Origin of the sequence: Rhodococcus sp. PAE-6 (assembly GCF_025290685.1) — a bacterium.
In the GTDB taxonomy this organism is placed as follows: domain Bacteria; phylum Actinomycetota; class Actinomycetes; order Mycobacteriales; family Mycobacteriaceae; genus Rhodococcus; species Rhodococcus pyridinivorans.
On record NZ_JAOCLZ010000011.1, the window covers coordinates 134,978 to 156,182 of the forward strand.

General features: G+C 68.4%; 20 protein-coding genes and 1 tRNA gene. 6 read left to right on the forward strand and 15 right to left on the reverse strand.

Features of this window, described 5'->3' with window-relative positions:
* Positions 1-141: 141 nt before the first annotated feature.
* From NVV99_RS20495 to NVV99_RS20515, 5 genes are all read right to left on the reverse strand, one after another.
* Positions 142-2,031: an ABC transporter ATP-binding protein gene (locus NVV99_RS20495; RefSeq protein ID WP_024102745.1), complete on the reverse strand. Its 1,890-nt coding sequence runs from the start codon at positions 2,029-2,031 to the stop codon at positions 142-144.
* On the reverse strand, positions 2,028-3,755 hold the full coding sequence (locus NVV99_RS20500) for an ABC transporter ATP-binding protein (RefSeq protein ID WP_024102744.1): 1,728 nt from the start codon (positions 3,753-3,755) through the stop codon (positions 2,028-2,030). Before NVV99_RS20500 ends, NVV99_RS20495 begins: the two co-directional genes overlap by 4 nt.
* 94 nt (positions 3,756-3,849) lie before the next feature.
* The gene (locus NVV99_RS20505) at positions 3,850-6,186 is read right to left on the reverse strand and encodes an MMPL family transporter (protein ID WP_024102743.1); all 2,337 of its coding nucleotides are present in this window, start codon (positions 6,184-6,186) and stop codon (positions 3,850-3,852) included.
* A gap of 67 nt (positions 6,187-6,253) precedes the next feature.
* Positions 6,254-6,847, reverse strand: a complete 594-nt coding sequence (locus tag NVV99_RS20510; protein ID WP_006552528.1) for a TetR family transcriptional regulator — start codon at positions 6,845-6,847, stop codon at positions 6,254-6,256.
* Positions 6,848-6,943: 96 nt separating this feature from the next.
* Complete coding sequence (locus NVV99_RS20515; RefSeq protein WP_024102742.1) at positions 6,944-7,408, reverse strand: Rrf2 family transcriptional regulator; 465 nt, start codon at positions 7,406-7,408, stop codon at positions 6,944-6,946.
* 197 nt (positions 7,409-7,605) lie between these two features.
* Between NVV99_RS20515 and NVV99_RS20520 the strand changes: the two genes are divergently transcribed.
* Positions 7,606-8,553 carry a sterol desaturase family protein gene (locus NVV99_RS20520; protein ID WP_024102741.1) on the forward strand — a complete coding sequence of 316 codons (948 nt, stop codon included), beginning with the start codon at positions 7,606-7,608 and terminating at the stop codon, positions 8,551-8,553.
* Here the strand turns inward: NVV99_RS20520 and NVV99_RS20525 are convergent.
* Positions 8,534-9,220 carry a YceI family protein gene (locus NVV99_RS20525; RefSeq protein WP_260783006.1) on the reverse strand — a complete coding sequence of 229 codons (687 nt, stop codon included), beginning with the start codon at positions 9,218-9,220 and terminating at the stop codon, positions 8,534-8,536. The two genes, NVV99_RS20520 and NVV99_RS20525, sit on opposite strands and share 20 nt — an antisense overlap.
* Before the next feature lie 9 nt (positions 9,221-9,229).
* Positions 9,230-10,774, reverse strand: a complete 1,545-nt coding sequence (locus NVV99_RS20530; protein ID WP_138841389.1) for an MFS transporter — start codon at positions 10,772-10,774, stop codon at positions 9,230-9,232.
* 98 nt (positions 10,775-10,872) lie between these two features.
* On the opposite strand from NVV99_RS20530, the gene NVV99_RS20535 reads away from it, so the two are divergent.
* Positions 10,873-11,415 carry a TetR/AcrR family transcriptional regulator gene (locus tag NVV99_RS20535; protein WP_024102739.1) on the forward strand — a complete coding sequence of 181 codons (543 nt, stop codon included), beginning with the start codon at positions 10,873-10,875 and terminating at the stop codon, positions 11,413-11,415.
* Positions 11,416-11,478: 63 nt separating this feature from the next.
* Here the strand turns inward: NVV99_RS20535 and NVV99_RS20540 are convergent, their stop codons facing one another.
* On the reverse strand, positions 11,479-11,973 hold the full coding sequence (locus NVV99_RS20540) for a metallophosphoesterase (RefSeq protein ID WP_006552534.1): 495 nt from the start codon (positions 11,971-11,973) through the stop codon (positions 11,479-11,481).
* Positions 11,974-12,050: 77 nt separating this feature from the next.
* Here NVV99_RS20540 and NVV99_RS20545 point away from each other — a divergent pair, with 77 nt between their 5' ends.
* On the forward strand, positions 12,051-12,848 hold the full coding sequence (locus NVV99_RS20545) for an SDR family oxidoreductase (RefSeq protein ID WP_024102738.1): 798 nt from the start codon (positions 12,051-12,053) through the stop codon (positions 12,846-12,848).
* 119 nt (positions 12,849-12,967) lie between these two features.
* Here NVV99_RS20545 and NVV99_RS20550 read toward each other — a convergent pair whose 3' ends face one another.
* The 5 genes from NVV99_RS20550 to NVV99_RS20570 all read right to left on the reverse strand — a co-directional run bounded on the left by NVV99_RS20550 (position 12,968) and on the right by NVV99_RS20570 (position 15,719).
* Entirely contained in the window at positions 12,968-13,351 is a 384-nt protein-coding gene (locus NVV99_RS20550) for a hypothetical protein (RefSeq protein ID WP_024102737.1), read from the reverse strand.
* Positions 13,348-14,295, reverse strand: coding sequence for an alpha/beta fold hydrolase (locus NVV99_RS20555; RefSeq protein WP_024102736.1), 948 nt, complete (start codon positions 14,293-14,295; stop codon positions 13,348-13,350). The genes NVV99_RS20550 and NVV99_RS20555 overlap by 4 nt, the downstream gene beginning before the upstream one ends.
* 249 nt (positions 14,296-14,544) lie before the next feature.
* A tRNA-Ser gene (locus tag NVV99_RS20560) sits at positions 14,545-14,635 on the reverse strand.
* A gap of 46 nt (positions 14,636-14,681) precedes the next feature.
* Positions 14,682-15,158: a nucleoside deaminase gene (locus NVV99_RS20565; RefSeq protein ID WP_019290311.1), complete on the reverse strand. Its 477-nt coding sequence runs from the start codon at positions 15,156-15,158 to the stop codon at positions 14,682-14,684.
* Positions 15,159-15,719, reverse strand: a complete 561-nt coding sequence (locus NVV99_RS20570) for a tRNA adenosine deaminase-associated protein (RefSeq protein WP_024102735.1) — start codon at positions 15,717-15,719, stop codon at positions 15,159-15,161. It lies immediately after the preceding gene.
* Positions 15,720-15,785: 66 nt separating this feature from the next.
* Here NVV99_RS20570 and NVV99_RS20575 point away from each other — a divergent pair, with 66 nt between their 5' ends.
* Together NVV99_RS20575 and NVV99_RS20580 are read left to right on the forward strand one after the other, a co-directional pair.
* Complete coding sequence (locus NVV99_RS20575) at positions 15,786-16,730, forward strand: prephenate dehydrogenase (protein WP_019290313.1); 945 nt, start codon at positions 15,786-15,788, stop codon at positions 16,728-16,730.
* The gene (locus tag NVV99_RS20580; RefSeq protein ID WP_024102733.1) at positions 16,718-18,064 is read left to right on the forward strand and encodes an amidase; all 1,347 of its coding nucleotides are present in this window, start codon (positions 16,718-16,720) and stop codon (positions 18,062-18,064) included. The genes NVV99_RS20575 and NVV99_RS20580 overlap by 13 nt, the downstream gene beginning before the upstream one ends.
* Here NVV99_RS20580 and NVV99_RS20585 read toward each other — a convergent pair.
* Together NVV99_RS20585 and NVV99_RS20590 are read right to left on the reverse strand one after the other, a co-directional pair.
* Positions 18,061-18,660, reverse strand: a complete 600-nt coding sequence (locus NVV99_RS20585; protein ID WP_072740572.1) for a putative glycolipid-binding domain-containing protein — start codon at positions 18,658-18,660, stop codon at positions 18,061-18,063. The genes NVV99_RS20580 and NVV99_RS20585 overlap by 4 nt on opposite strands.
* 85 nt (positions 18,661-18,745) lie before the next feature.
* Complete coding sequence (locus tag NVV99_RS20590; protein WP_024102732.1) at positions 18,746-19,765, reverse strand: hypothetical protein; 1,020 nt, start codon at positions 19,763-19,765, stop codon at positions 18,746-18,748.
* A gap of 157 nt (positions 19,766-19,922) precedes the next feature.
* Between NVV99_RS20590 and NVV99_RS20595 the strand changes: the two genes are divergently transcribed.
* Positions 19,923-21,038: a GIY-YIG nuclease family protein gene (locus tag NVV99_RS20595; RefSeq protein ID WP_231413647.1), complete on the forward strand. Its 1,116-nt coding sequence runs from the start codon at positions 19,923-19,925 to the stop codon at positions 21,036-21,038.
* The last annotated feature ends 167 nt before the right edge of the window (positions 21,039-21,205 follow it).

Below are 21,205 nucleotides of genomic sequence, written 5' to 3' on the forward strand. Positions count from 1 at the left end.
AGACCTCCGGTCGCGCAGAGCGCAGGAGATCGAGAGGTGACCGTACCGCTGTTGTCCGCACCTCCGTCATGGCCAGAAGTGTCCCGTCCCGCCCGCGAGGACGGAATGTTTTGTATCAGGCCGCGCCGAAGTCTCCCGCGTTCACTCCACGAGTGCCTTGAACTGCGCGTCGTACAGCCTCGCGTACGCACCGGCCGCCTCGAGCAGCCCCTCGTGGGTGCCCTGTTCGACGATCCGTCCGTCCTCCATCACCACGATGCGGTCGGCGTTCCGGATGGTCGACAGGCGGTGAGCGATGACGAAGCTGGTGCGGTCGTCGCGCAATCGCGCGGTGGCCTGCTGGACGAGCAGTTCGGTGCGGGTGTCGACCGAGCTCGTCGCCTCGTCGAGGATGAGGATCGACGGCTTGGACACGAACGCCCGCGCGATCGTGATGAGCTGACGCTCACCGGCGCTGAGGTTGCCGTCGTTCTCCTCGTCGATGATCGTGTCGTAGCCGTCGGGTAGGGCCCGCACGAAACGGTCGACGTAACTCATCCTGGCCGCGGACATGATCTGGTTCTCGGTGGCGTACGGATTGCCGTAGGCGATGTTCTCGCGGATGGTGCCGCCGAACAGCCAGGTGTCCTGCAGGACGATGCCGATGCGCGAGCGCAGTTCGTCGCGGGACATCGAACGGATGTCCACGCCGTCGACGAGGATCCGGCCCGCGTCGACCTCGTAGAAGCGCAGGATCAGGTTGATGAGGGTGGTCTTGCCGGCGCCCGTGGGTCCGACGATCGCGATCATCTGACCCGGTTCGGCCCGCAACGACAGGTTCTCGATGAGCGGCCGATCGGGGGTGTACGAGAAGGCGACGTTCTCGAACTCGACGAGTCCGTGCCGGCTCCACGGCATCGTCGGCGCCGCGACCTCCGGTTCCTCCTCCGGTTCGTCGAGCACCGCGAACACCCGCTCGGCCGACGCCGACGCCGACTGCAGGAGGTTGACCATCGCGCCGATCTGCGCGAGCGGCTGCACGAGCTGACGCGAGTACTGGATCATCGCCTGGATCTCACCGAGCGTCGCGGTGCCCGACGCGATCCGCAGACCACCGAGCACGGCGATGACGACATAGCCGACGTTGCCGAGGAAGGTCACGAACGGCATCACCAGTCCGGACACGAACTGCGCGCGGTAGGAGGCCTGGTACAGCGACTCGTTGGTGTCGGTGAAGCGTCGCTGCACCTCCGCGGTCCGGCTGTAGGCGGTGATGAGCTCGTGCCCGGTGAAGGCTTCCTCGATCTGCCCGTTGAGCTTGCCGGTCGTCTCCCACTGCGAGAGGAAGTACTTGCGCGAGCGACGCGCGATCACTGCCGTCGCCACGACCGACGCCGGGACGGTCAGGATCGCGACGAGCGCGAGCATCGGCGAGATGAACAGCATCATCACCACGAGACCGAGCAGCGTCAGCACCGCGAGGACGAGCTGGGAGATGGACTCCTGCATGCCCGCCGCGACGTTGTCGATGTCGTTGGTGACGCGGCTGAGCAGGTCGCCGCGCGAATGCGTGTCGAAGTACCGCAGCGGCAACCGGTGGATCTTGCGTTCGATCCGCGACCGCATGTCGCGCACGACGCGCTGCACGATCTCGTTGAGGCCGTAGGCGGCGACCCAGATCAGACCGGACGAGAGCAGGTACAGCGCCAGGACGATGACGAGGATCCGGCCGAGGGCCGAGAAGTCGATGCCGAGTCCGGGCACCACATCCATCCCCGAGACCATGTCGGCGAACTGGTCGCGGCCCTCGGCGCGCAGACCGGCGACGGCTTCTTCCTTGGTCTGTCCGGCGGGGAACTGCATGCCCACCACCCCGTCGAAGATGACGTCGGTGCCGCGGCCGAGCACGAAGGGCGCCACCGACATGCTCACGACGCCGAGGAAGGCGGAGAGCAGCACCGAGTAGACGGCGTAGCGGTGCGGGTGGAGCAGGCCGAGCACCCGGCGGACGGTGCGCAGACGCGACGGTGCCGCCGCTTCCGGAGTCGTCATATCGTGGCCATCCTCTGCGACTCGACGATCTCCGAGTACGTCCGGCACCGGCCGAGCAGACCGAGATGCGTCCCGGAATCGACCATGACGCCGTTGTCGAGGACGACGATGCGGTCGGCGTCCTGCACGGTGGAGACCCGCTGCGCGACGATGAGCACGCACGCGTCGCACGTCTCGGGTTCGAGCGCCGCGCGCAGGCGGGCGTCGGTCGCCGGGTCGAGTGCGGAGAAGGCGTCGTCGAACAGGTAGATGGCGGGCCGGCGGACGAGGGCGCGAGCGATCGCGAGGCGCTGCCGCTGCCCGCCGGAGACCGTGGTGCCGCCCTGGGAGAGGACCGTGTTCAGTCCGTCCTCGGTCTTGTGGACGAAGTCCGCCGCTTGCGCGACCTCGAGGGCGTGCCACAGTTCGTCGTCGGTGGCGTCGGCGCGTCCGTACCGGAGGTTGTCGGCGATGGTGCCGGAGAACAGGTAGGCCTTTTGCGGCACGACGGCGATGCGCGAGCGCAGCACGTCGGTGTCGAGCGCCCGGACGTCGACACCCGCGACGAGCACCTGCCCGGCGGTGACGTCGATGAGCCGCGGCACGAGGCGCATCATGGTGCTCTTGCCCGATCCGGTGCCGCCGATGATCGCGGTGGTGGAACCGGGGTCGGCGCGGAACGACACCCCGCTGAGCACGGGAGCGTCGGCACCGGGATACGAGAAACCGGCATTGCGGAGTTCGAGGGTGACGCGGGTCGGGAGTTCGCGGACCGGTTCGGCGGGCGAAGACACCGTCGGTTCGGTGTCGAGCACGTCGAGGATGCGCTCGGCGCAGACCGCGGCGCGCGGAGCCATGATCGCGACGAACGACGTCATGAGCACGGCCATGAGGATCTGGGCGATGTAGGTGATCATCGCGGTGATGGAGCCGACCTGCATCGCACCGGAGTCGATACGGTGGGCGCCCACCCACAGGACGCCGACGGTGCTCACATTCGAGATCAGCAGCACCGCCGGGTACAGCACGGAGTTCACGCGGCCGACGCGCAAGGCGGTGGCGGTGAGGTCGTCGTTGGCGCCGTCGAAGCGGGCTTTCTCGGTTTCGTCGCGCACGAATGCCCTGATCACGCGGATGCCGGTGATCTGCTCGCGCAACACCCGATTCACAGAGTCGATGCGCTTCTGCATGACCCGGAAGCCGGGCAGCATGAGCGCGATGAGCGCGACCATGGTGAAGATCAGCACCGGGACGGCGACGACCAGCACGAGCGAGGTGCCGGGGTCCTGGCGGATCGCCATGATGACGCCACCGATCCCCATGATCGGGGAGGTCACGACGATGGTGCAGGTCATCAGCACGAGCATCTGAACCTGCTGCACGTCGTTGGTGTTGCGGGTGATCAGCGACGGGGCACCGAACGTCCCGAACTCGCGCGCCGAGAACCGCCCCACATTCCGGACGAGCGCGAGCCGCACGTCGCGGCCGAAGCCCATCGCGGCGCGCGCCGCGAAGTAGACGGCACCGGTCGCGGCGCCGACCTCGACGGCGCTGATGACGAGCATCAGCAGACCGGTCCGGACGATGTAATCGATGTCCCCGGTCGCCACGCCGTTGTCGATGATGTCGGCGTTGAGACTCGGGAGCAGCAACATGCCCCCGGTCGCGACCAGCTGCAGGAGTACGACCCCCGCGAGGGCACCCCGATAGGGCGCCATGAAGCGGCGCAACAGCCGTAGCAACATGGGCATTACGCTACCTGCGACTCCCTGCAGCAATCTTCACGATCCATCCGGGCGGCCACGCACCGCGTCGGGTACGTGGCCGCCCGGGGGTTCGTCACACGCGTGCGGATTCCGGTGCGGGCTCGGTGGCACCGAGCTCGCGGGTGAGCTTCTCGCCCTCGACGTCGACGTTCGGAAGGATCCGGTCGAGCCACTTCGGCAGCCACCACGCCTTGTCGCCGAGTAGCGCCATCACCGACGGGATGATGACCATGCGGACGATGAAGGCGTCGAAGAAGACCGCCGCGGCGAGTGCGAAACCGATCGACTTGATCAGCGAGTCCGGTTCGGCGATGAACGCCGCGAACACCGAGATCATGATGATCGCCGCTGCGCTCACCACGCGCGCGCCGTGTGCGAAGCCGCTGCGGACGGCCTCGAGTGCGCTCGCGCCGTGGACGTAGTCCTCACGCATACGCGTCACCAGGAACACTTGGTAATCCATCGCAAGACCGAAGACGACGCCGATGAGGATGATCGGCATGAAGCTCACGATGGGCTGCGGGTTGGCGATCAGGCCGCCCCAGCCCTCCTGGAAGACCGCGACGGTGGCACCGAAGGTCGCCAGGACGCTGAGCAGGAAGCCGAGGGTTGCGGTGAGCGGCACCAGGATCGAGCGGAACACCAGCATCAGCAGGATGAAGGCGAGGCCGACGACGACCGCGAGGTACGGAGCCAGTGCGCTCTGGAGGCTGTCGGAGACGTCGCCCTCGAGCGCGGTCTGGCCGGTCACGCCGTAGGACAGGCCGAACTCCTCGTTCAGCTCGGTCTCGCCGTCGCGGATGCTCTGGACGAGGTCCATCGTCGCGGGATCGGTCGGGCCGCTGCGCGGAGTGACGAGGATCTGGGCGGTGTCTCCCGCCTCGTTCACCGCGACGATCTGGGCGTTGACGACCTCGTCGTTCTCGTACAGCTTGCCGACGACGGCACCGAACGCGACTGGGGCCTCCACGTCGGCGTTCTGGGTGTCGACGACGACGACCAGCGGGCCGTTGCGTCCGGGACCGAATCCCTCGTCGACCAGGTCGTAGGCCTTGCGGGCGCTGGTCGCCGGGTCGGCGGTGGCCTCCGACGGAAGGGCGAGGTTCAGTCCGGTGGCGGGCAGCGCGAGCGCACCGAGGAGGACCACACCGGCGATGAGCGGGATGGCCGGGCGTCGCGTGATCAGGCCGACGAACTTGGCGCCCGCCTTGGGGGTGTCGTCGTCGGAACCGCGCTTGTTCAGGAACGGGATGCGGCCGGCGAAGGCCTTCTCCCCGAACAGTCCGAGCACGGCGGGCAGCAGCGACACGGCGATGAGCACGGCCATGAGCACCGTGAACGCGGCAGCGTAACCCATGACCGACAGGAACGGGATGCCGACGACGCTCAGCGCCATGAGGGCGATGATGACCGTCAGGCCGGCGAAGACGACCGCGGAACCGGCGGTGCCCACGGCACGGCCGGCGGCCTCGGTGCGATCAGAGGTGATGGTGAGTTCGTGCCGGAAGCGCGAGACGATGAACAGCGAGTAGTCGATCGCCACGGCCAGACCGATCATGACCGCCAGCGTCGGGGTCATCGAGCTGAGGTCGGCGAAGCCGGAGGCGATGGTGATGCCGAGGCTGCCGATGCCGACGCCGACGAGTGCGGTGACCAGCGGAAGTCCGGCGGCGACGAGCGAGCCGAAGGTCAGGGTGAGCACGATCGCGGCGATGCCGATGCCGATGAGTTCGGCGGTGCCACCGGGCATGCCCATCTCGGCGGCAGCCGTACCGCTGACCTCGACGGTCAGGCCGGCGTCACGGCCGATCTCGGCGGCGTCGAAGATCTGGTCGCGCAGGGCCTGGTCGACGTCGGTGATCTCGCCCTCGAACGGGACGGTGACGAAGCCGACGGTGCGGTCGGCGCTCAGCGGCGACAGGGCCTGAGCGTCGGACAGCGCAGCCTCTTCGGGGGTGCCCTGCTGCGCGGCGACGGCCTTCATCTGCTCGACGAGACCGGCGTCGGCGAGGACCGGGTTGACCAGCGCGCCGGCCTGTTCCTCCGGCGAGGCGGTGGCGGGGTCGACCTTGGCGGGCGGCGAGACGCGGTCGATGCCGCGGACCGCGGCGAGGACCTCGTCGACGGCGGCCAGGTTCTCGGGGTCGTCGAGCGTCTGCCCGTCGGGCGCGGCGAAGACGTAACGCGCGCTGAGCCCGTTCATCGGATCTTCGGTCGACGGGAACCGCTCCGCCATGAGGTCCTGGGTCTTCTGCGCGGGGGTGCCCGGAAGCGTGAACGCGTCCGTGGTGGGCCCGGACAGGGTCGCTGCACCGACCCCGAAGAGCACGAGCAGCGCGATCCAGAAGGACAGCACTGCGCCCTTCCGTCTGTGGGCGAACTTGCCCAGCCGGTACAGGTAGGTCGCCACGGGGCACCCTTTCTATGTCGGAAGATCCTGGTGGGGTCGGATGGTCGGAACGGGCAGAGGTCCGGAATCAGGAGAATCCGCGTCGGAGCTGGTCGAACGCCTCGCGGATGAGCTCTTCGACCGACCGGTCCGTCGTCCCGGTCGCGTGTGTCTCCATGGCCGCGCGCACGGCGCCCATGGCGGCGTAGTTCAGCAGCGAGGGGTACAGGTCGGCATCGGGGTCGGTGCCGGTGCGTTCGGCGATGATCTCGACGAGCAACTGCGACGAACGCCGCTCGACCTCGATCTGCCGGGACAACAGCACGTTGCTCTCCTCGAGCAGGGTGATGCACGCGACGATCTCGCCGAACGGCCAGTCGGGGTTCTGCACGACGTCCAGGGCCACCGTGAGCAGCGAATCCATGATGTCCTCGTCGGCGGGACGATCGCGCAGCAGGTCGATCCACTCCTCGACCCGGGTCTCGAGATACGCGAGGACGGCGTCTTCCTTGCTCGCGAAGTAGTTGTGGAAGGTGCGGGTCGAGACACCCGCGCGCGCTGCGATCGCATCGGCCGTCACGGCGGCCAGACCGTGTTCACGAGCGAGTTCGGCCGCGGCGGTCGCGAGAGCCGCACGAGTGGCCGCCTTCTTGCGGTCGCGCAGGCCGGGAGTGATGGTCACTCCATCCAGGTTACTGATTTTGCAGAGTTCTGTAAGTTTGCAGAGTCATGCAAATTTATGACATCGCCCACAGGCGTTCCCGGCCTATCGCGGGCTTCACACCCGGCGACGCTCCCAGGCGCCCGGATCCTTCGTAAGATCCTCCACGAAACCGGGGAGGTCTCCCGTGACGACATCCGCGAGCGATACCTCTTCGAGCACGGCGCGCAGGTTCACACGCACCGCGATCCACACGTCCTGCAGTCGTTCGGCCGCCCCGCTGTAGACGACGTCCTCGGGCCGCTCGCCACGCACCGACGCCAGCGGGCCCTCGACCGTGCGGATGATGTCGGCAATGGAGATCTCGGCCGCGGGTCGTGCGAGCCAGTAACCGCCCTCCGGTCCCCGCCGGCTGTTCACCAACCCACCGCGACGCAGGTCGGCGAGAACGGCCTCGAGGAACTTGTGCGGGATGGTCTGCGCCGTCGCGAGGGTCTCCGCCTTCGTCAGGCGACCGTCCTCGATCGCCGCGAGTTCGAGCAGGGTCCGCACGGCGTAGTCGACCCTCGCGGTGATGTGCATGCCATGCCTCTCGCGCTGCCTGATGTCGTCGGCCGGCCCGTCTCGACGGGACGGGTCAATTCCTACCAGCAATACCGAACCACCCGGAATCGTGAGGACGCGAGTCGCCGCCCGGGTCCCGATTCGAGGGCCCTGGTGATCCAGGCCACACCAGCGGTAATGTGGACGGTTGTTCACAGCTATCGGAGGTCGTTGCGATGTGGGAAACCCTGCAGGAATCGTGGGGGTCGCTGCTCGACCCCCTCCACGATCCGGTGACCCTGGCGATCCCCGCCTTCCTCACCTTCCTGATCCTCGAATGGATCGCGGCCCGCACCCTCGAACACGTCGAGCCGGGCCCCGACGGACGCACCCGCCCCCCGCGCGGCGGCTACGAGAAGCGGGACGCACGCGCGAGCATCTCGATGGGTCTGGTCTCCATCGTCACGAGCGCCGCATGGAAGGTGCTGGCCCTCGTCGGATATTCGGCCCTGTGGGTCTACGTCGCGCCGTGGCACCTGCCCGCCGACGCCTGGTACACGTGGGTGATCCTGCTCGTCGGCATCGACGTCCTCTGGTACTGGTACCACCGGATGGCGCACCGCGTCCGCCTGGTCTGGGCGACCCACCAGGCGCACCACTCGAGCGAGTACTTCAACTACGCGACCGCGCTGCGCCAGAAGTGGAACAACAGCGGCGAGATCCTCATGTGGCTGCCGCTCCCCCTGATCGGCATCCCGCCCTGGATGGTTTTCGTCGGCTTCTCCGTCAGCCTCGTCTACCAGTTCTTCGTGCACACCGAGCGGGTCGGCACGCTCCCCCGCCCGATCGAATTCGTGTTCAACACGCCCTCGCACCATCGGGTGCACCACGGCTCCGATCCCGACTACCTCGACCGCAACTACGCGGGCATCCTCATCATCTGGGACCGGATGTTCGGCACCTTCAAGGCCGAGGACCACCGGCCCACCTACGGCCTCACCAAGCCCGTCGGCACGTACAACATCTGGGACCTGCAGACGCACGAGTACCGGGCGATCGCCCGCGACTGGCGTACGGCCGGGACGTTCCGCGACAAGCTCGGTTACGCCTTCGGCCCGCCCGGCTGGGCGCCGAAACAGACCCACGCGGAGGAGACCGAGAACGTCAGTTCTGCTCGAACGTGACGAGGAAGTCGACGCTGCCCGCGCCGTCGACCGTCACGAATCCGAGGTTCGGCGGCTCCACGCCGTAATCGGTCCAGGTGGTGGGGATGCTCCCCGACGCCACGAGACGCTCACCCGTGCGCAGGACGTCGACGTCGACGGTCACGGGCCGTTCGGCGCCGCGCAGGATGAGCGTGCCGGTCGCGGTGACGGAACCGATGCTGCCGTCGTCGGGCAGGGACGTCAGATCCACCGGCTCGGTGAGGGCGAACGTCGCCGTCGGGTGCGCCGCGGTGTCCATCACCCGAGTGCGAAACTGGCCGTCGCGCTGGCCACTGTCGGTGGTGATGCCCTCGACCTGCACGACGACCTCGGCGGCCTCGAGGGTGCCGTCGGTGATGGTCGCCGAACCGGAGACCTGATCGGTGCTGCCCACCACGGTGACGTCGGCCCCGCGCAGGATCTCGTGCACCGTGTAGCCGGCGGCGGTGCGGTTGGGTTCGGCACCCTCGACGACGGTCCACTCCCCGTCGAGCTCACCGGTCGCGGCTTCGGCACCTTCGGTCGAGACGGACGCGGCGGGCGCGTCGTCCTCGGCGATGAACGTCCCGTATACCCATGGGGCGACGAAGAAGCCGAGCAGCGCCACGACCACGACGGCGACGAGCGCCCACACCAGTTTCCGCATCCTGCAAATTTAAACGATGTCGGATTCCGTGTGGGGTGCTACGTCACTGCGGGGGCGCAACGTGAGCCACGCGATTCCGGCGGAGGCGATCATGAGGACCACCCCGATCCCGGAGGTGATCGTGACGCCGCTGTCGAACGCCGATCCTGCTGCGGCGAGCAACGCGTCGGCCCGGTCGGCGGGCAGGTTCCCGGCCACGGCGTGGGCGCCGCCGAGCGTCTCCCGAGCAACCTCCGACTGTTCCGTGCTCAGCCCGGCAGGGAGCAGGAGATGCGCAGTGTAGGACGCGGAGAGCACCGACCCGAGGATCGCCGTACCGAGCACGGCACCCATCTCGTAGGCCGTCTCCGACACCGCCGACGCGGCACCGGCCTTCGCGGGCGGGACACTCGACACGATGAGGTCGTTCGACAGCGTCTCCGCCGCACCGATACCCGCGCCGAGGACCGCGAACGCCACGATGATCGGGGTGAGCGCCGACGGTGAGGCGAGCAGGAACACCAGCGCGTAGCCGGTCGCCGAGAGCAGGAGCGCGCAGACGATGATCGACGACGGCTGCACCCACCGCACGACCGCGACGACCGACATCCCGGCCACGACCATCACCGCCAGTCCCGGGACCAGGCTCAGTCCGGCCTCCATCGGGCTCTGTCCGATCACGAGTTGCAGATGCTGGGACACGAAGAACAGGAAGCCCACGAGGGAGACGACGGACAGCAGGTTCACCGCGACGGCACCGGAGAAGGTGGGCACGCGGAACAGACGGACGTCGAGCATGGGGTTCGGGCGCTGCAACTGCCGGCGCACGAACGCGACGAGCGCGACCACACCGACCACGGCCGGAACGACGGCGACGGCACCGAGGCCACTGTCGGCGATCTTCTTGATCGCGAAGACGATCGGCGCAAGGGTCAGCAGTGACAGCGCGATGCTCACGATGTCGATGCGGCCCGGATTCGGGTCCTTCGACTCGGGGACGAACATCGGCGCGAGCACGAGCAGCGGGATCAGCACCGGCACGGCCAACAGGAAGACCGAGCCCCACCAGGCATGTTCGAGCAGGAATCCGCCCATGATCGGCCCGAGTGCAGCGCCCGCCGCGAAACACGAGGCCCAGATCGCGATGGCGAGACGGCGCTGGGTGGCATCGAGAAAGATGTTGCGCAGCAACGACAGCGTGGACGGCATGAGCATGGCCCCGAAGAAGCCGAGTGCACCGCGGGCGGTCACGAGCAGTTCCGCGGAAGGTGCGTAGGCCGCAGCGACCGAGACGGCGGCGAATCCGGTCGCGCCGATGAGCAACAGGCGGCGTCGCCCGATGCGGTCGCCGAGGCTGCCCATCGCCACCAGCAGACCTGCGAGCACCAGCGGGTAGATGTCGATGATCCACAACTGTTGCGCAGCGGTGGGCTGCAGCGCGGAGGAGATCCCGGGCAGCGCGAAGGCCAGGACGGTGTTGTCGACCGACACGAGCAGCACCGGAAGCATCAGTACCGCGAGCGCGACCCAGTCCCGAGGAGCCGCCTTCGTCACGGTGGGTTCCGAAACAGGCACAGATGTCGCCACGGATATCGAACTTTCGCGAGAGAGGAATCGAACCGTCGTTACTGTACCAGCTGGACGGTACAGTAACCACGTCGTACGATCGGGCCGTGCCACCTGCCCCTGCCGCCCGCGCCAAACTTCTCGACGCCTTCGTGACGATCCTGCTCGAGCAGGGCGAGCGCGCCGCGACACTCGAGTCCGTCGCCGCGGCGGCGAACGTGTCCAAAGGTGGTCTGCTCTATCACTTCCCGTCCAAGGACGCCCTCGTCGAGGCTCTCGCCGAACACCTCGAGACACTCGCAGCCGACGACGCCGAACTGATGCGCGCGGCTCCCGAAGGACCGGCGACCTACTACATCCGCACCTCGGTCTTCGCCGACACCCCGCTCGACCGGGCCATCGTCGCCCTGACCCGCCTGAGCCAGACCGCGAACCCGCGCGCCCAGCAGGCGCTGCGCCGCATCCATCAGGGCTGGTTCGAGGCACTGTCCGACGAGGTCACCGATCCCGCTGCGGCACGAGCGGTGATGCTCATCGGCGACGGGCTCTACTACGGCGCCGCCATGTCGGGCGAGACAAGCACGACGCCGCCCGAGGACGTCGACGAACTCCTGAAAGTCGTGCGGAAACTGATCGGCCCGAGCGACTGAGTTCGGGGAGGTTGCGTGCGTCCGTTCGCGAAAATACGCACACAACCTCCCCTTCGATCGCCCTCACCCGAGCCGATGCAGTTCGACGTCGCGGAGCACGCCGTCGTCGATGGTCGCGGTCATGTAGGTGCAGTACGGCTGCCGACGCCGGTCGGTGGGTGAACCCGGGTTGAGCAGGCGCAATCCGCTCGGCGCAGTCGTGTCCCAGGGGATGTGCGAGTGGCCGAAGACGAGGACGTCGGTGTCGGGATAGGCCGCGGCCATCCGATTGTCGCGCCCGGTCGACGCCCCGGTCTCGTGCACCACCGCGACGCGCACACCGTCGAGGGTCACCCGCGCGACCTCCGGCAGCCGTTCCCGCAGGAGCGGACCGTCGTTGTTGCCCCAACACGCGACCAGCTGCCGGGACCGCTCTTCCAGCGCGTCGAGCAGTGTCACGTCCATCCAGTCGCCCGCGTGGATCACCACGTCCGCGCGGGCCACCTCGTCCCACACCTGCGACGGCAGGTCGCGGGCGCGCGTCGGTACGTGGGTGTCGGCGAGCAGCAGCAGTCGCATGGCCCCAGTCTGCCGTGGGGTCACGGTCTGCCGTGGGTTCGCAGTGTGCCGCGGGCGCTCATGGGTAACCACGACGCATGACCACTCCAGCTCACGACAGACTCGCCATCGTCACCGGCGCCGACTCCGGCATGGGCAAGGCGACCGCCGAACTGCTCGCCACCGAGGGGTTCGACGTCGGCATCACCTTCCACACCGACGAGGCCGGGGCCGAGGACACCCGCGCCGGGGTCGAACAGCGCGGACAGCGGTGCTTCGTGGCCCGACAGGACCTGACCAGCCCGGACACCGCCGATGTGATCGACGAACTCACCGGAAAGCTCGGCGGTCTCGGGGTGCTGGTGAACAACGCCGGCACCGGACACCGCGACGAGGTGCTCGACCTGTCCTTCGAACGGTGGCGGGAGATGCTCTCCACCGACCTCGACGGCCCGTTCCTGTGCTCCCAACGCGCCGCGCGACACATGATCGACTCCGGGGGCGGCGGCCGCATCGTCAACTTCACGAGCGTCCACGAGCACATCCCCCGCTACGGCGCCTCCGCCTACTGCACGGCGAAGGCCGGCCTCGGCATGCTCACGCAGTGCCTCGCCCTCGAATGGGCTCGCTACGGCATCACGGTCAACTCGGTGGCTCCCGGTGAGATCTCCACGCCCATGACCGGTATGGACGAATCCGAGGCCTTCCACGAGGAGCGACCGGGCAACCCCACCGGACGTCCCGGGCACGTCAACGAGGTCGCCTCCGTCGTCGCCTTCCTCGCGTCCCCACGCTCGTCGTACCTGACGGGGCGCTCGATCCCCGTCGACGGCGGCCTCATGTTGATGGCCGCGCACGGACACGACATGAACGACGGGAGTTGGCGCGAACTCTGACGACGACCGGCCGCCCATCCGCTAGCGTCCACAGGCGGATCGGTGGTCGACTCGGAGTGGGGGAACTGGATGCGCACGACACCGCCTGCGGAGCGATTCGGGCCGGGAACGGCGAGGGGTTACCGAGCGACCCATCGTCCCGAGGTGTGGGGAGCGCTGATCGGCGCGGGTGGCGCGTCGGCCTTCATGCTCGTGAACGGTGCCGCTCTGGGATCACCGTGGACCTGGATCGTCATTGTCGGATGGTTCTGCGCCATCGCTTTTTTCGTCTGGGCCGTGCTCATACGACCGCGAAGTTTCGAGCAGTTGGAGCCGCCCTCGAAGCAGGCATCGACGATCCACCTCGTGTCGGTCGCGGCCATGATCGTGCTGATCGTCGGTGGCGCAAGGCTTCTCGCGTTGTTCGATCGTTCGGAACTGACGGTCGCGTGGGTGGTCTGCGTCGTCGGTGCGCACTTCGTTCCCTTCGCACGGGCCTTCGGCCGCGCGATGTTCCGGGTCATGGGCTGGGGAATGCTGGTGATCGGAATCGTCGGTCTGGCAGGCGGTCTCGCATCGCCTGCGGTGGCAGCCGTCGCCGGTGTCGCGGCGGGGCTGTGGATGTTCGCCGTGATGGTCGCCGACGCCGTCGGCCGACCTCTCGCCACCGGGCGTCGGCCCGACTCCACAGTTCCTCGAGCGCCTCGTTGACTCGTTCCGGCTGCTGGACGTGCGGGTAGAAACCGGGAACTTCGAGCAGTTCTCCCCCGATCCGGTCGGCGACGACCCGCGCCGTGACCGTCAGCGGATCTCCCGCCAGCCGCTTGTACTCGTCGGGTGCGCCCGCCCAGTCACCGACGACGACGAGCTTCGGCCACGGCGCCGCCGCGAGCGACTCGAGGGGGATGTCGGCGTCCCAGCACGGTCTCTCCCGCATCGACGTCGCCGCTGCGCGTAGTCGCTTCGGGGTGGGTTCCGCCGGCGGCATGCCGACGCTCTCCGTGATGAGACGCAGATAGTCCTCCGCAGTGAGCTCGGGCGGGAGCGTCACCTGGGACGCGCGAGCGCGGGCGAGGTTCTCGGCGACCACCGGTTCGCTCTCCGCAACCTTCAGGCACCCGGGCTGGATCAGGCACAGCGACCGCACCAGGTCCGGCCGTTCCACCGCCGCGAGCATCGCTGCGACCGCACCGTACGAATGTCCGACGAGATGGGCGCCGTCACCGAGCAGTTCGACGATGTCGGCGGCGTCCACCTCGTAGTCGGTGCGATGGGCCCCGTCGAGATCCGGCGAGTCGCCGTGCCCGCGGCGGTCCATCAGGATCAGCCGACGTGACGCCCCCAAGGGCCGCTGCCGACCGAATCCGTAGGTCTCGTCGTCTCCCCAGGCCAGCACCCCGTGCACGAGAACGGCCGGCGGGACGTCGGATTCGGCGGGTCCGACGATCGTCGAGCAGACGCGATTCACAGTTCCCCTTCCGATTGCGAGCATGCAGGCGCGAACCTATCGGAAGACCTGGGCGGATGCAGGTAGCCCGACCCACACTCCCTCGGGCGCTTCGTCGACTCCGCAGTCCACTCGCGATCAAGTTCGCTATCCGCCACAGCAATTGCCGCGGCGGATAGCAAAAGCCGTAGCGGATGCTTCGGACCCGGCCTTGGCGACCTGCAGACATGAGAAAAGCCCCTCACCTGCACTAACAGGTAAGGGGCTCTCTGGCGGTGGCGGTGGGATTTGAACCCACGGACGGGGGTTACCCGTCACGCGCTTTCGAGGCGCGCTCCTTCGGCCGCTCGGTCACGCCACCGCTGACGACTCTAGCGGATTGCAGGCCTCATCCTGAAATCGCCTGGTCACAGCTCCGAAGCCGGCCCTCGATGTTCCCGGAAGAACGCCTCGAGCACGGCCGCGCACTCGGCTTCGAGCACACCACCGCGCACTTCCGGACGGTGCGTGAGGCGCCGATCGCGCACCACGTCCCACAGCGACCCGACGGCGCCCGTCTTCGGCTCCCACGCCCCGAAGACCACCCGCGATACCCGGGAGAGCACCGACGCTCCCGCGCACATCGTGCAGGGTTCGAGGGTCACGGCGAGGGTTGCGCCCTCGAGACGCCATCCGTCGCCGTAGACCTGCGCTGCCGCGCGCAGAGCGAGCACCTCGGCGTGCGCTGTGGGGTCGCCGGTGGCCTCGCGGGAGTTCGCCGCTCGCGCGATCTCGGTGCCGTCCGGCCCGAACACCACCGCGCCCACCGGTACGTCACCGGCGGGCGCGGCAGCGGCGGCCTCCAGCGCGACCCGGATCAATGCCTCGTCGTCGCGCAGCCCCATCTAACGGAGCTTGTCCAGGGTGTTACCCAGGACGTCGTCGAAACCGAGTCGCTGGGCGATCTCGTCGAGTTGCTCGTCGGGATACAGGTCGGTCTCCGACAGGATCACCGAGAGCACCGGCTCGGGCAGACCCATGTCGGCCAGGATGCCGAGGTCGCCTTCCTCCCACGGCTCGATGTCGTCGAGCTCGTCGGGATCGATATCGGGGATCTCGATGTTCAGCGCATCGAGGACGTCGGCGGCGATGTCGTAGTCGACGGCCATCGTCGCGTCGGACAGCAGCAACCTCGTTCCCGCAGGTGCGGGACGCACGATGATGAAGAATTCGTCGTCCACATTCAGCAGACCGAAGACTGCGCCGGAACTTCTCAGCTCCCGCAACTCGGTCACTGCGGTATCGAGACTCGTCAGTGCGGCACCGGACAACACCCGGCACTTCCAGCGACCTTCCTCCCGCGTCACGGCGACGGCGAAGCCGTCGAGGTCGTCGCTCGAATTCCCGGCGGGGTTCCCGCTCTGGGTCACGGAAGGGCTCTTGTTCCCTACACGCTGTGCAGCCATGGGCGCAACGGTAGTCGGCCACGTCCGGTGAATGAAGCCCAGCACGGGATATGCCAACCTGATGAGGTGTCCTCAGCCGTCTCTTCCCCGCCCGTCTGTGTCCTCGGCCTCGGTCTGATCGGTGGTTCTCTGCTGCGCGCCGCCGCGGCCACCGGAAGGCAGGCGTGGGGTTACAACAGGTCGTCGCAGGCCGTGGAGGCCGCCGTCGCCGACGGCTTCGACGCGTCCACCGACCTCACGGCCACGCTGCGTCGCGCAGCCGACACCAGCGCCCTGGTGGTGATCGCGGTGCCGATGCCGGCAGTGGGCAGCATCCTCGAGGCGGTGGCCGAGCACGCCCCCGAGGTCGCGCTCACCGACGTGGTGAGCATCAAGGCGGAAGTGGCCGCTGCCGTCGCCGCTCACGGCCTGTCGCGGCGTTTCGTGGGTGGACACCCCATGGCAGGTACGGCGGAGTCCGGCTGGACCGCTGGGACCGCCGACCTGTTCCGCGACGCGGTGTGGGTGGTGACCGTCGACGACGGCACCGATCCCGAGGTGTGGCGGCAGGTCGCCGACCTCGCGCTCGACTGCGGCTCCGTCGTCGTGCCCGCCGAATCCCGGGAGCACGACGCGGCGGTCGCGCGAGTTTCCCATCTCCCCCATCTCCTCGCCGAAGCGCTGGCCCTCTCGGGCGCCGGAGGCGGCGATCTCGCACTCGGTCTCGCCGCCGGCTCCTTCCGGGACGGCACGCGGGTCGCCGCGACGGCCCCGGCCCTGGTCGACGCGATGTGCGAAGGCAACGCGGAAGCCCTGCTGGTCGCGCTGGACGAGACACTCGAGGTGCTGAGAACGGCCCGGGAGCAACTGGCCGACCGCAGCACCTCCGAACTCACCCGCGCCGGTCACGCGGCTCGGACCCGCTACGAACAGCGCCGTCGCGACCCCATCGTCGGCACGCAGCCCGGCGACGAGGGCTGGATCGCAGCGTTCCGCGAGGCCGGACGACGCGGTGGAGTGTGGACACGATGAACCTCCGCGACATCGCCTCGGCGCTGACCACCGGCAAGACGACCCCCACCGAACACGTCCGCTCGGTTCTCGCCGAACTCGACGCCCTCGTCGGGACCCCCTGGGGGAACACCGTCGCCGCCCGCAACGACGAGGCGGCGCTCGAAGCCGCAGCCCTCGCCGACGAGCAGATCGCCGCCGGGAGCTGGATCGGCCCGTTGCACGGCGTCGCGGTCGCGGTGAAGGACAACATCGACGTCGCCGGGTTCCCCACCCGCTGCGGCAGCGCGGTCCTCGCCGATGCGACTCCGGCCCGGCGCGATGCTCGCGTCATCGAGAAGCTCCGCGAAGCCGGAGCCATCGTGGTGGCGAAGACCCATCTCCACGAGTTCGCCTACGGGCCCACCGGGTTGATCAATGTGTCCGGCGCGGCCCCCCACCCCCACAACCCGGACCTGATCAGCGGTGGTTCGTCGTCGGGCTCCGCAGTGCTGGTCGCGAGGGGCGTCGTGCCCGTCGCGCTGGGAACCGACACCGGCTGCAGCGTCCGTACCCCGGCGGCGCTGTGCGGGATCGTCGGATTCAAGCCGGGCTTCGGTGCCCTGCCCGAGCAGGGCGTGTTCCCGCTGTCGACGACCTTCGACCACGTCGGTCTGCTCGCCGCCGACGCTCTGGACGCCTCACTCGCGTGGGGCGCCCTTCCGGGCATCGCGCACCTGCGCACCCCGGTCTCCGAACTGCGCATCGGACGCCTGCGGGGCGGCATCTGGGATCTGTCACCCGTCTTCGACGAGGCCGTCGAGACGGCGTGCCGCACCCTCACGGATCTGGGCGCCCGCGTCGTCGACGTGGAACTGCCCGAGACCGCCGAGATGCTCGAGCTGTATCCCGTGGTCACCGGCTCGGAAGCATACGAGACGCATCGCGCGTGGTTCGAAGCCGATCCCGACCGCTACCAGCCTCCGACGGCCGCTCTGCTCGCCGCGCAACGCGACCGGCCGGCCTACGAATACATCCACGCGGCCCGGGCGGTGGCGCGACTACGTCACGACGTCGTGCACCGCCTCCGCACCGTGGACAAGCTCGACGCGCTGATCACCGTCACTACCGGCGTGCGTTCGGCGCCGCTGACGAGCGATCCCGTCGAGCTGCGCGCACCGCTGCTGCAGATGTGTGTCCCGTTCAGCGTCCTCGGTGTCCCGGCCCTGTCGGTGCCGGCTCCGGACGGCGGGTCGTCGCCGGTCGGACTCCAGATCGTCGGCCTCACCGGCGGCACGCACGGGCACGGCAGCCACCCCGCCGAATCGGCCGCGTTCGCCGTGGCGATGGCGGTGGAGGCGTCGGGACAGCCCTAGATGCGGGAGGCGAGTCCTCGGTATTCGAGGACGAAGCCGTCCTCGTCGACGGTCACCGACGACGACGAGCGCGGCGACAGCACGTGGATGCCGTCGGACGCACTGCTGTAGACGACCGTGGCCTCCTCGATGCTGAGATCGATGAGGTTGACGTAGACGACGGGCACCTCCACGTCGTCGGCTCCGGCCTGCAGGTCGTGCCGGCGGATGGGCAGGGCGTTGAAGAACGGGCTGAACACCACGTCGACGTCGAGTGCCCCGCCGAAGGTGGACCGCTGATGGTCGATGCCGTTGTCGGACATCCAGATGCCCTCTTCGGACCGGGTGAGGGACATGTGCCGTTCGCCCGAAGCGAGGGTGGTGCGCACCGACAATCGGCGGGTGACACCGTTCTCGTCCGTCACCAGGTCGTACGACGCGCTGAAGGCCGGATGGTCGGTGCACTCCGCACCCACGATGCGACCGGACGCCTTGATGCGGCGGCCGGAGAGCTGTACTCGTACCGACTCCATCCGAGACGCATCGGCCGCACGCCACGTGAGTAGCGCGGGCCACGTCGACGCGGAACCGGTGGCGTCAGAGGCTGGGGTGCTCACGGTCTATACGGTATGCGACGAAGCGCACACGGTGGGCAGCGGTGCCGTGATTCGTCCACAACACGGTTGCGGCGGGCCCACCTGCTCACGCCGTGTCCGGCAACGCCTCGTGCCGGGACATCTGACGCAGGTGGTGTGAGAACACCGACAGCGCCGCGGCGCCCACGGCGACGTTGAGCAGCGCCCCGAACTCCTGGACGGCGAACTCCAGCACGTCGACGAAGAAGACGGTGATCAACGCGGCCGTCCGGAGCGCACGGATCGCCCACCTCCGCCTGCGCCACAAACCCACCGATCCCACCACGCACAGCAGGACGGTGACGCCGGAGCCGACGAGCTGGATCACGGTCACCACGTTGCTCGTCCGCGCGGCGAGATCCTCCTCCAAGGTCGCAGCGGCATTGAGGAGAATGCCGACGGAGAAAACGGTGAGCAGGGCTGCCGCGACGCGGACGCTGCGCTCACCTCGCAGTCGCTCCGGCAGCCGGAGCGACACCCACGAGAAGCGCGATGGTACCTCCCGGCACCGGGCGAGCAGGAGATCGATCTGTTCGACGACCTCGGGATCGACTCCACCCTCACGTGCGCGTGCGAGCTGCACTCGCGCCTGGTCGCGATCGGTCGGGGTCAGGCCGTGGGCGAGCCCGTCCGTCGCCGTGAGCGCGGCGTTGGCGAGATACTCGTCGGGTGACGGCCCGCGACGGAGGTGCACCGCTCGATTGACGACGAGCAGCAACACGACCACCACGTACATGATCGCCACCGAGGGTCGGTAGAAGTAGTCGTTGGTCTTCGTGACGAACTTGCCGACCTCGTCGAGGAAGAGACCGAACCCGATACCGCCGAGCAGCACCGCGATGCGGTCGGGCGCCCTGCCGATGAAGGTCAACGAGACCATCAGCGCGGCGACCATGAGCAGACCGCCCCACAGCACGTGAGCGATGTGCAGGACCGACCCGCCGACCTGCGGATAGCCCGTCAGATGCAGGTACAGACGAGTGACGAGGATGGTCGCGACCGTGATGATCAGAAGTGCTTCGACCTGCGCGGACGACGCGGTGTCCCGCAACAACCGAGAACGGGAACGGGTCCGCACCGCTGTCATGGCACGCGAGCTTATCCGGCTCGGGCTCTCCTCGGGTTCTTCCTCCGGATTCGGCGGCGCGGCGCCTGCGCGGAGCGACTCCCCAATCTTGTGTGTGGCCTAGAGTCGCTCTATGCGCACAGTGTGGACAGTTCCTCCGAACATTGCCCAAACTCTGTTGGAATCTCCCGAGATCCAGATGTTCCTGACCAGCAACGAGTTGCCGGATACAGCGGACGATCCACGCCAGAGACTTGCGGAGTTCACCCACGCGCTCGGCGCCCTCAGCCGTCACATCGGACGCACCTTCGGTTCCGTGGACGCAGCCAACCGCGAACTGTTCGGCGGCTCCGCCGGCAAGGTCCCCGTGGCACTGCGCCTGACCGTCCTGCGGGCTCTCGTGAACCATGTCGAAGACCGCGCCCCCAGCCCGAAACTGCTTCCGAAGAACATTTGCGACCAGCTCGGCGCCTACGTCTACGCCCTGCTCGACCCTCGCGACCGGAGCATCTTCTACGTCGGCGCCGGACGCGGAAATCGCATCTTCACCCTCGTCTGGACGGCGCTCGGAGAGACCTCGAAGCTGACCGAGGCCGGCGAGAAGACACCGCTGGCCACCCCCGAGACCGAGGCGGCTCTGCGGCGCATCCGAACCGTCTACGAGTCCGGCTACGCGGTGGAGCATTTCGTCGTGGCCGACGCGCTGAACCCGAAGACCGACGCCGACCACACCGCCGCAGTGACGGCCGAAGCGGTCATCGCGGCGCTCGGACTGACCGAACCGCACCGCGGCGAATGCGTACTCACCAACCTGGCGGGCGCAACCGAGGAGTCCGAAGCCGATCGCACGGCGATCCCGATCGCGGAGCTCGTCCGTCAGTACTCGGCCTCGCCTGCTCCCGAGCTGCCGACGCCATGCGTGGTGCTGCGGGTCAACGAAGCGAAGAAGGCGTCGCCGGCTGCGGTGCGCGAACTCGCGTCCAAGCCGTGGCCGGCAGGATCGGCGGCGCGTGGAATCGACGGACTGCCGATCATCGTCGTCGCCGACAACATCGTCCGCGCGGTCTACCGCGCTACCGGGTGGGAGGCAGCCGCTCGCACGGAGGAGAACGGCGGCACGATCCTCTACCGGTTCGTTGGGGAGGCCGACGAAGAGCTCGAGGGCAAGTTCGTGAACACTCGCGTCACGCCGGACCGGCTGGGTCTCAAGCGTTGGCCGTCGCACGGTTGGGCTCCGCGTCTGACGCGTGCACTGCCGCGGCCGGTCGCGCGTCCGAAGGCACCGCGCCCCTGATTCTCCGGCTGCTTCCCGGTTCGTCTGCGGACCGGGAAGCAGCTCGTGCCGGTTCTCGAAAACCGTTGGGCCGGCACATTTTCTGCATAAGAAAACACGAAAGGGGACCCACAGTGTGGGTCCCCTTTCGGAACGGGTGTTCGGCGGTGTCCTACTCTCCCACACCC

Excerpts from the sequence above, each read along its gene's own strand:
- NVV99_RS20495 (WP_024102745.1), bottom strand. The coding sequence starts at position 2,031 with ATGACGACTCCGGAAGCGGCGGCACCGTCGCGTCTGCGCACCGTCCGC.
- NVV99_RS20500 (WP_024102744.1), bottom strand. The coding sequence starts at position 3,755 with ATGTTGCTACGGCTGTTGCGCCGCTTCATGGCGCCCTATCGGGGTGCC.
- NVV99_RS20515 (WP_024102742.1), bottom strand. The coding sequence starts at position 7,408 with ATGCACATCACCGCGAGGGTCGACTACGCCGTGCGGACCCTGCTCGAA.
- NVV99_RS20520 (WP_024102741.1), top strand. The coding sequence starts at position 7,606 with ATGTGGGAAACCCTGCAGGAATCGTGGGGGTCGCTGCTCGACCCCCTC.
- NVV99_RS20525 (WP_260783006.1), bottom strand. The coding sequence starts at position 9,220 with ATGCGGAAACTGGTGTGGGCGCTCGTCGCCGTCGTGGTCGTGGCGCTG.
- NVV99_RS20540 (WP_006552534.1), bottom strand. The coding sequence starts at position 11,973 with ATGCGACTGCTGCTGCTCGCCGACACCCACGTACCGACGCGCGCCCGC.
- NVV99_RS20545 (WP_024102738.1), top strand. The coding sequence starts at position 12,051 with ATGACCACTCCAGCTCACGACAGACTCGCCATCGTCACCGGCGCCGAC.
- NVV99_RS20550 (WP_024102737.1), bottom strand. The coding sequence starts at position 13,351 with ATGACCCGGAACATCGCGCGGCCGAAGGCCCGTGCGAAGGGAACGAAG.
- NVV99_RS20565 (WP_019290311.1), bottom strand. The coding sequence starts at position 15,158 with ATGGGGCTGCGCGACGACGAGGCATTGATCCGGGTCGCGCTGGAGGCC.
- NVV99_RS20570 (WP_024102735.1), bottom strand. The coding sequence starts at position 15,719 with ATGGCTGCACAGCGTGTAGGGAACAAGAGCCCTTCCGTGACCCAGAGC.
- NVV99_RS20590 (WP_024102732.1), bottom strand. The coding sequence starts at position 19,765 with ATGACAGCGGTGCGGACCCGTTCCCGTTCTCGGTTGTTGCGGGACACC.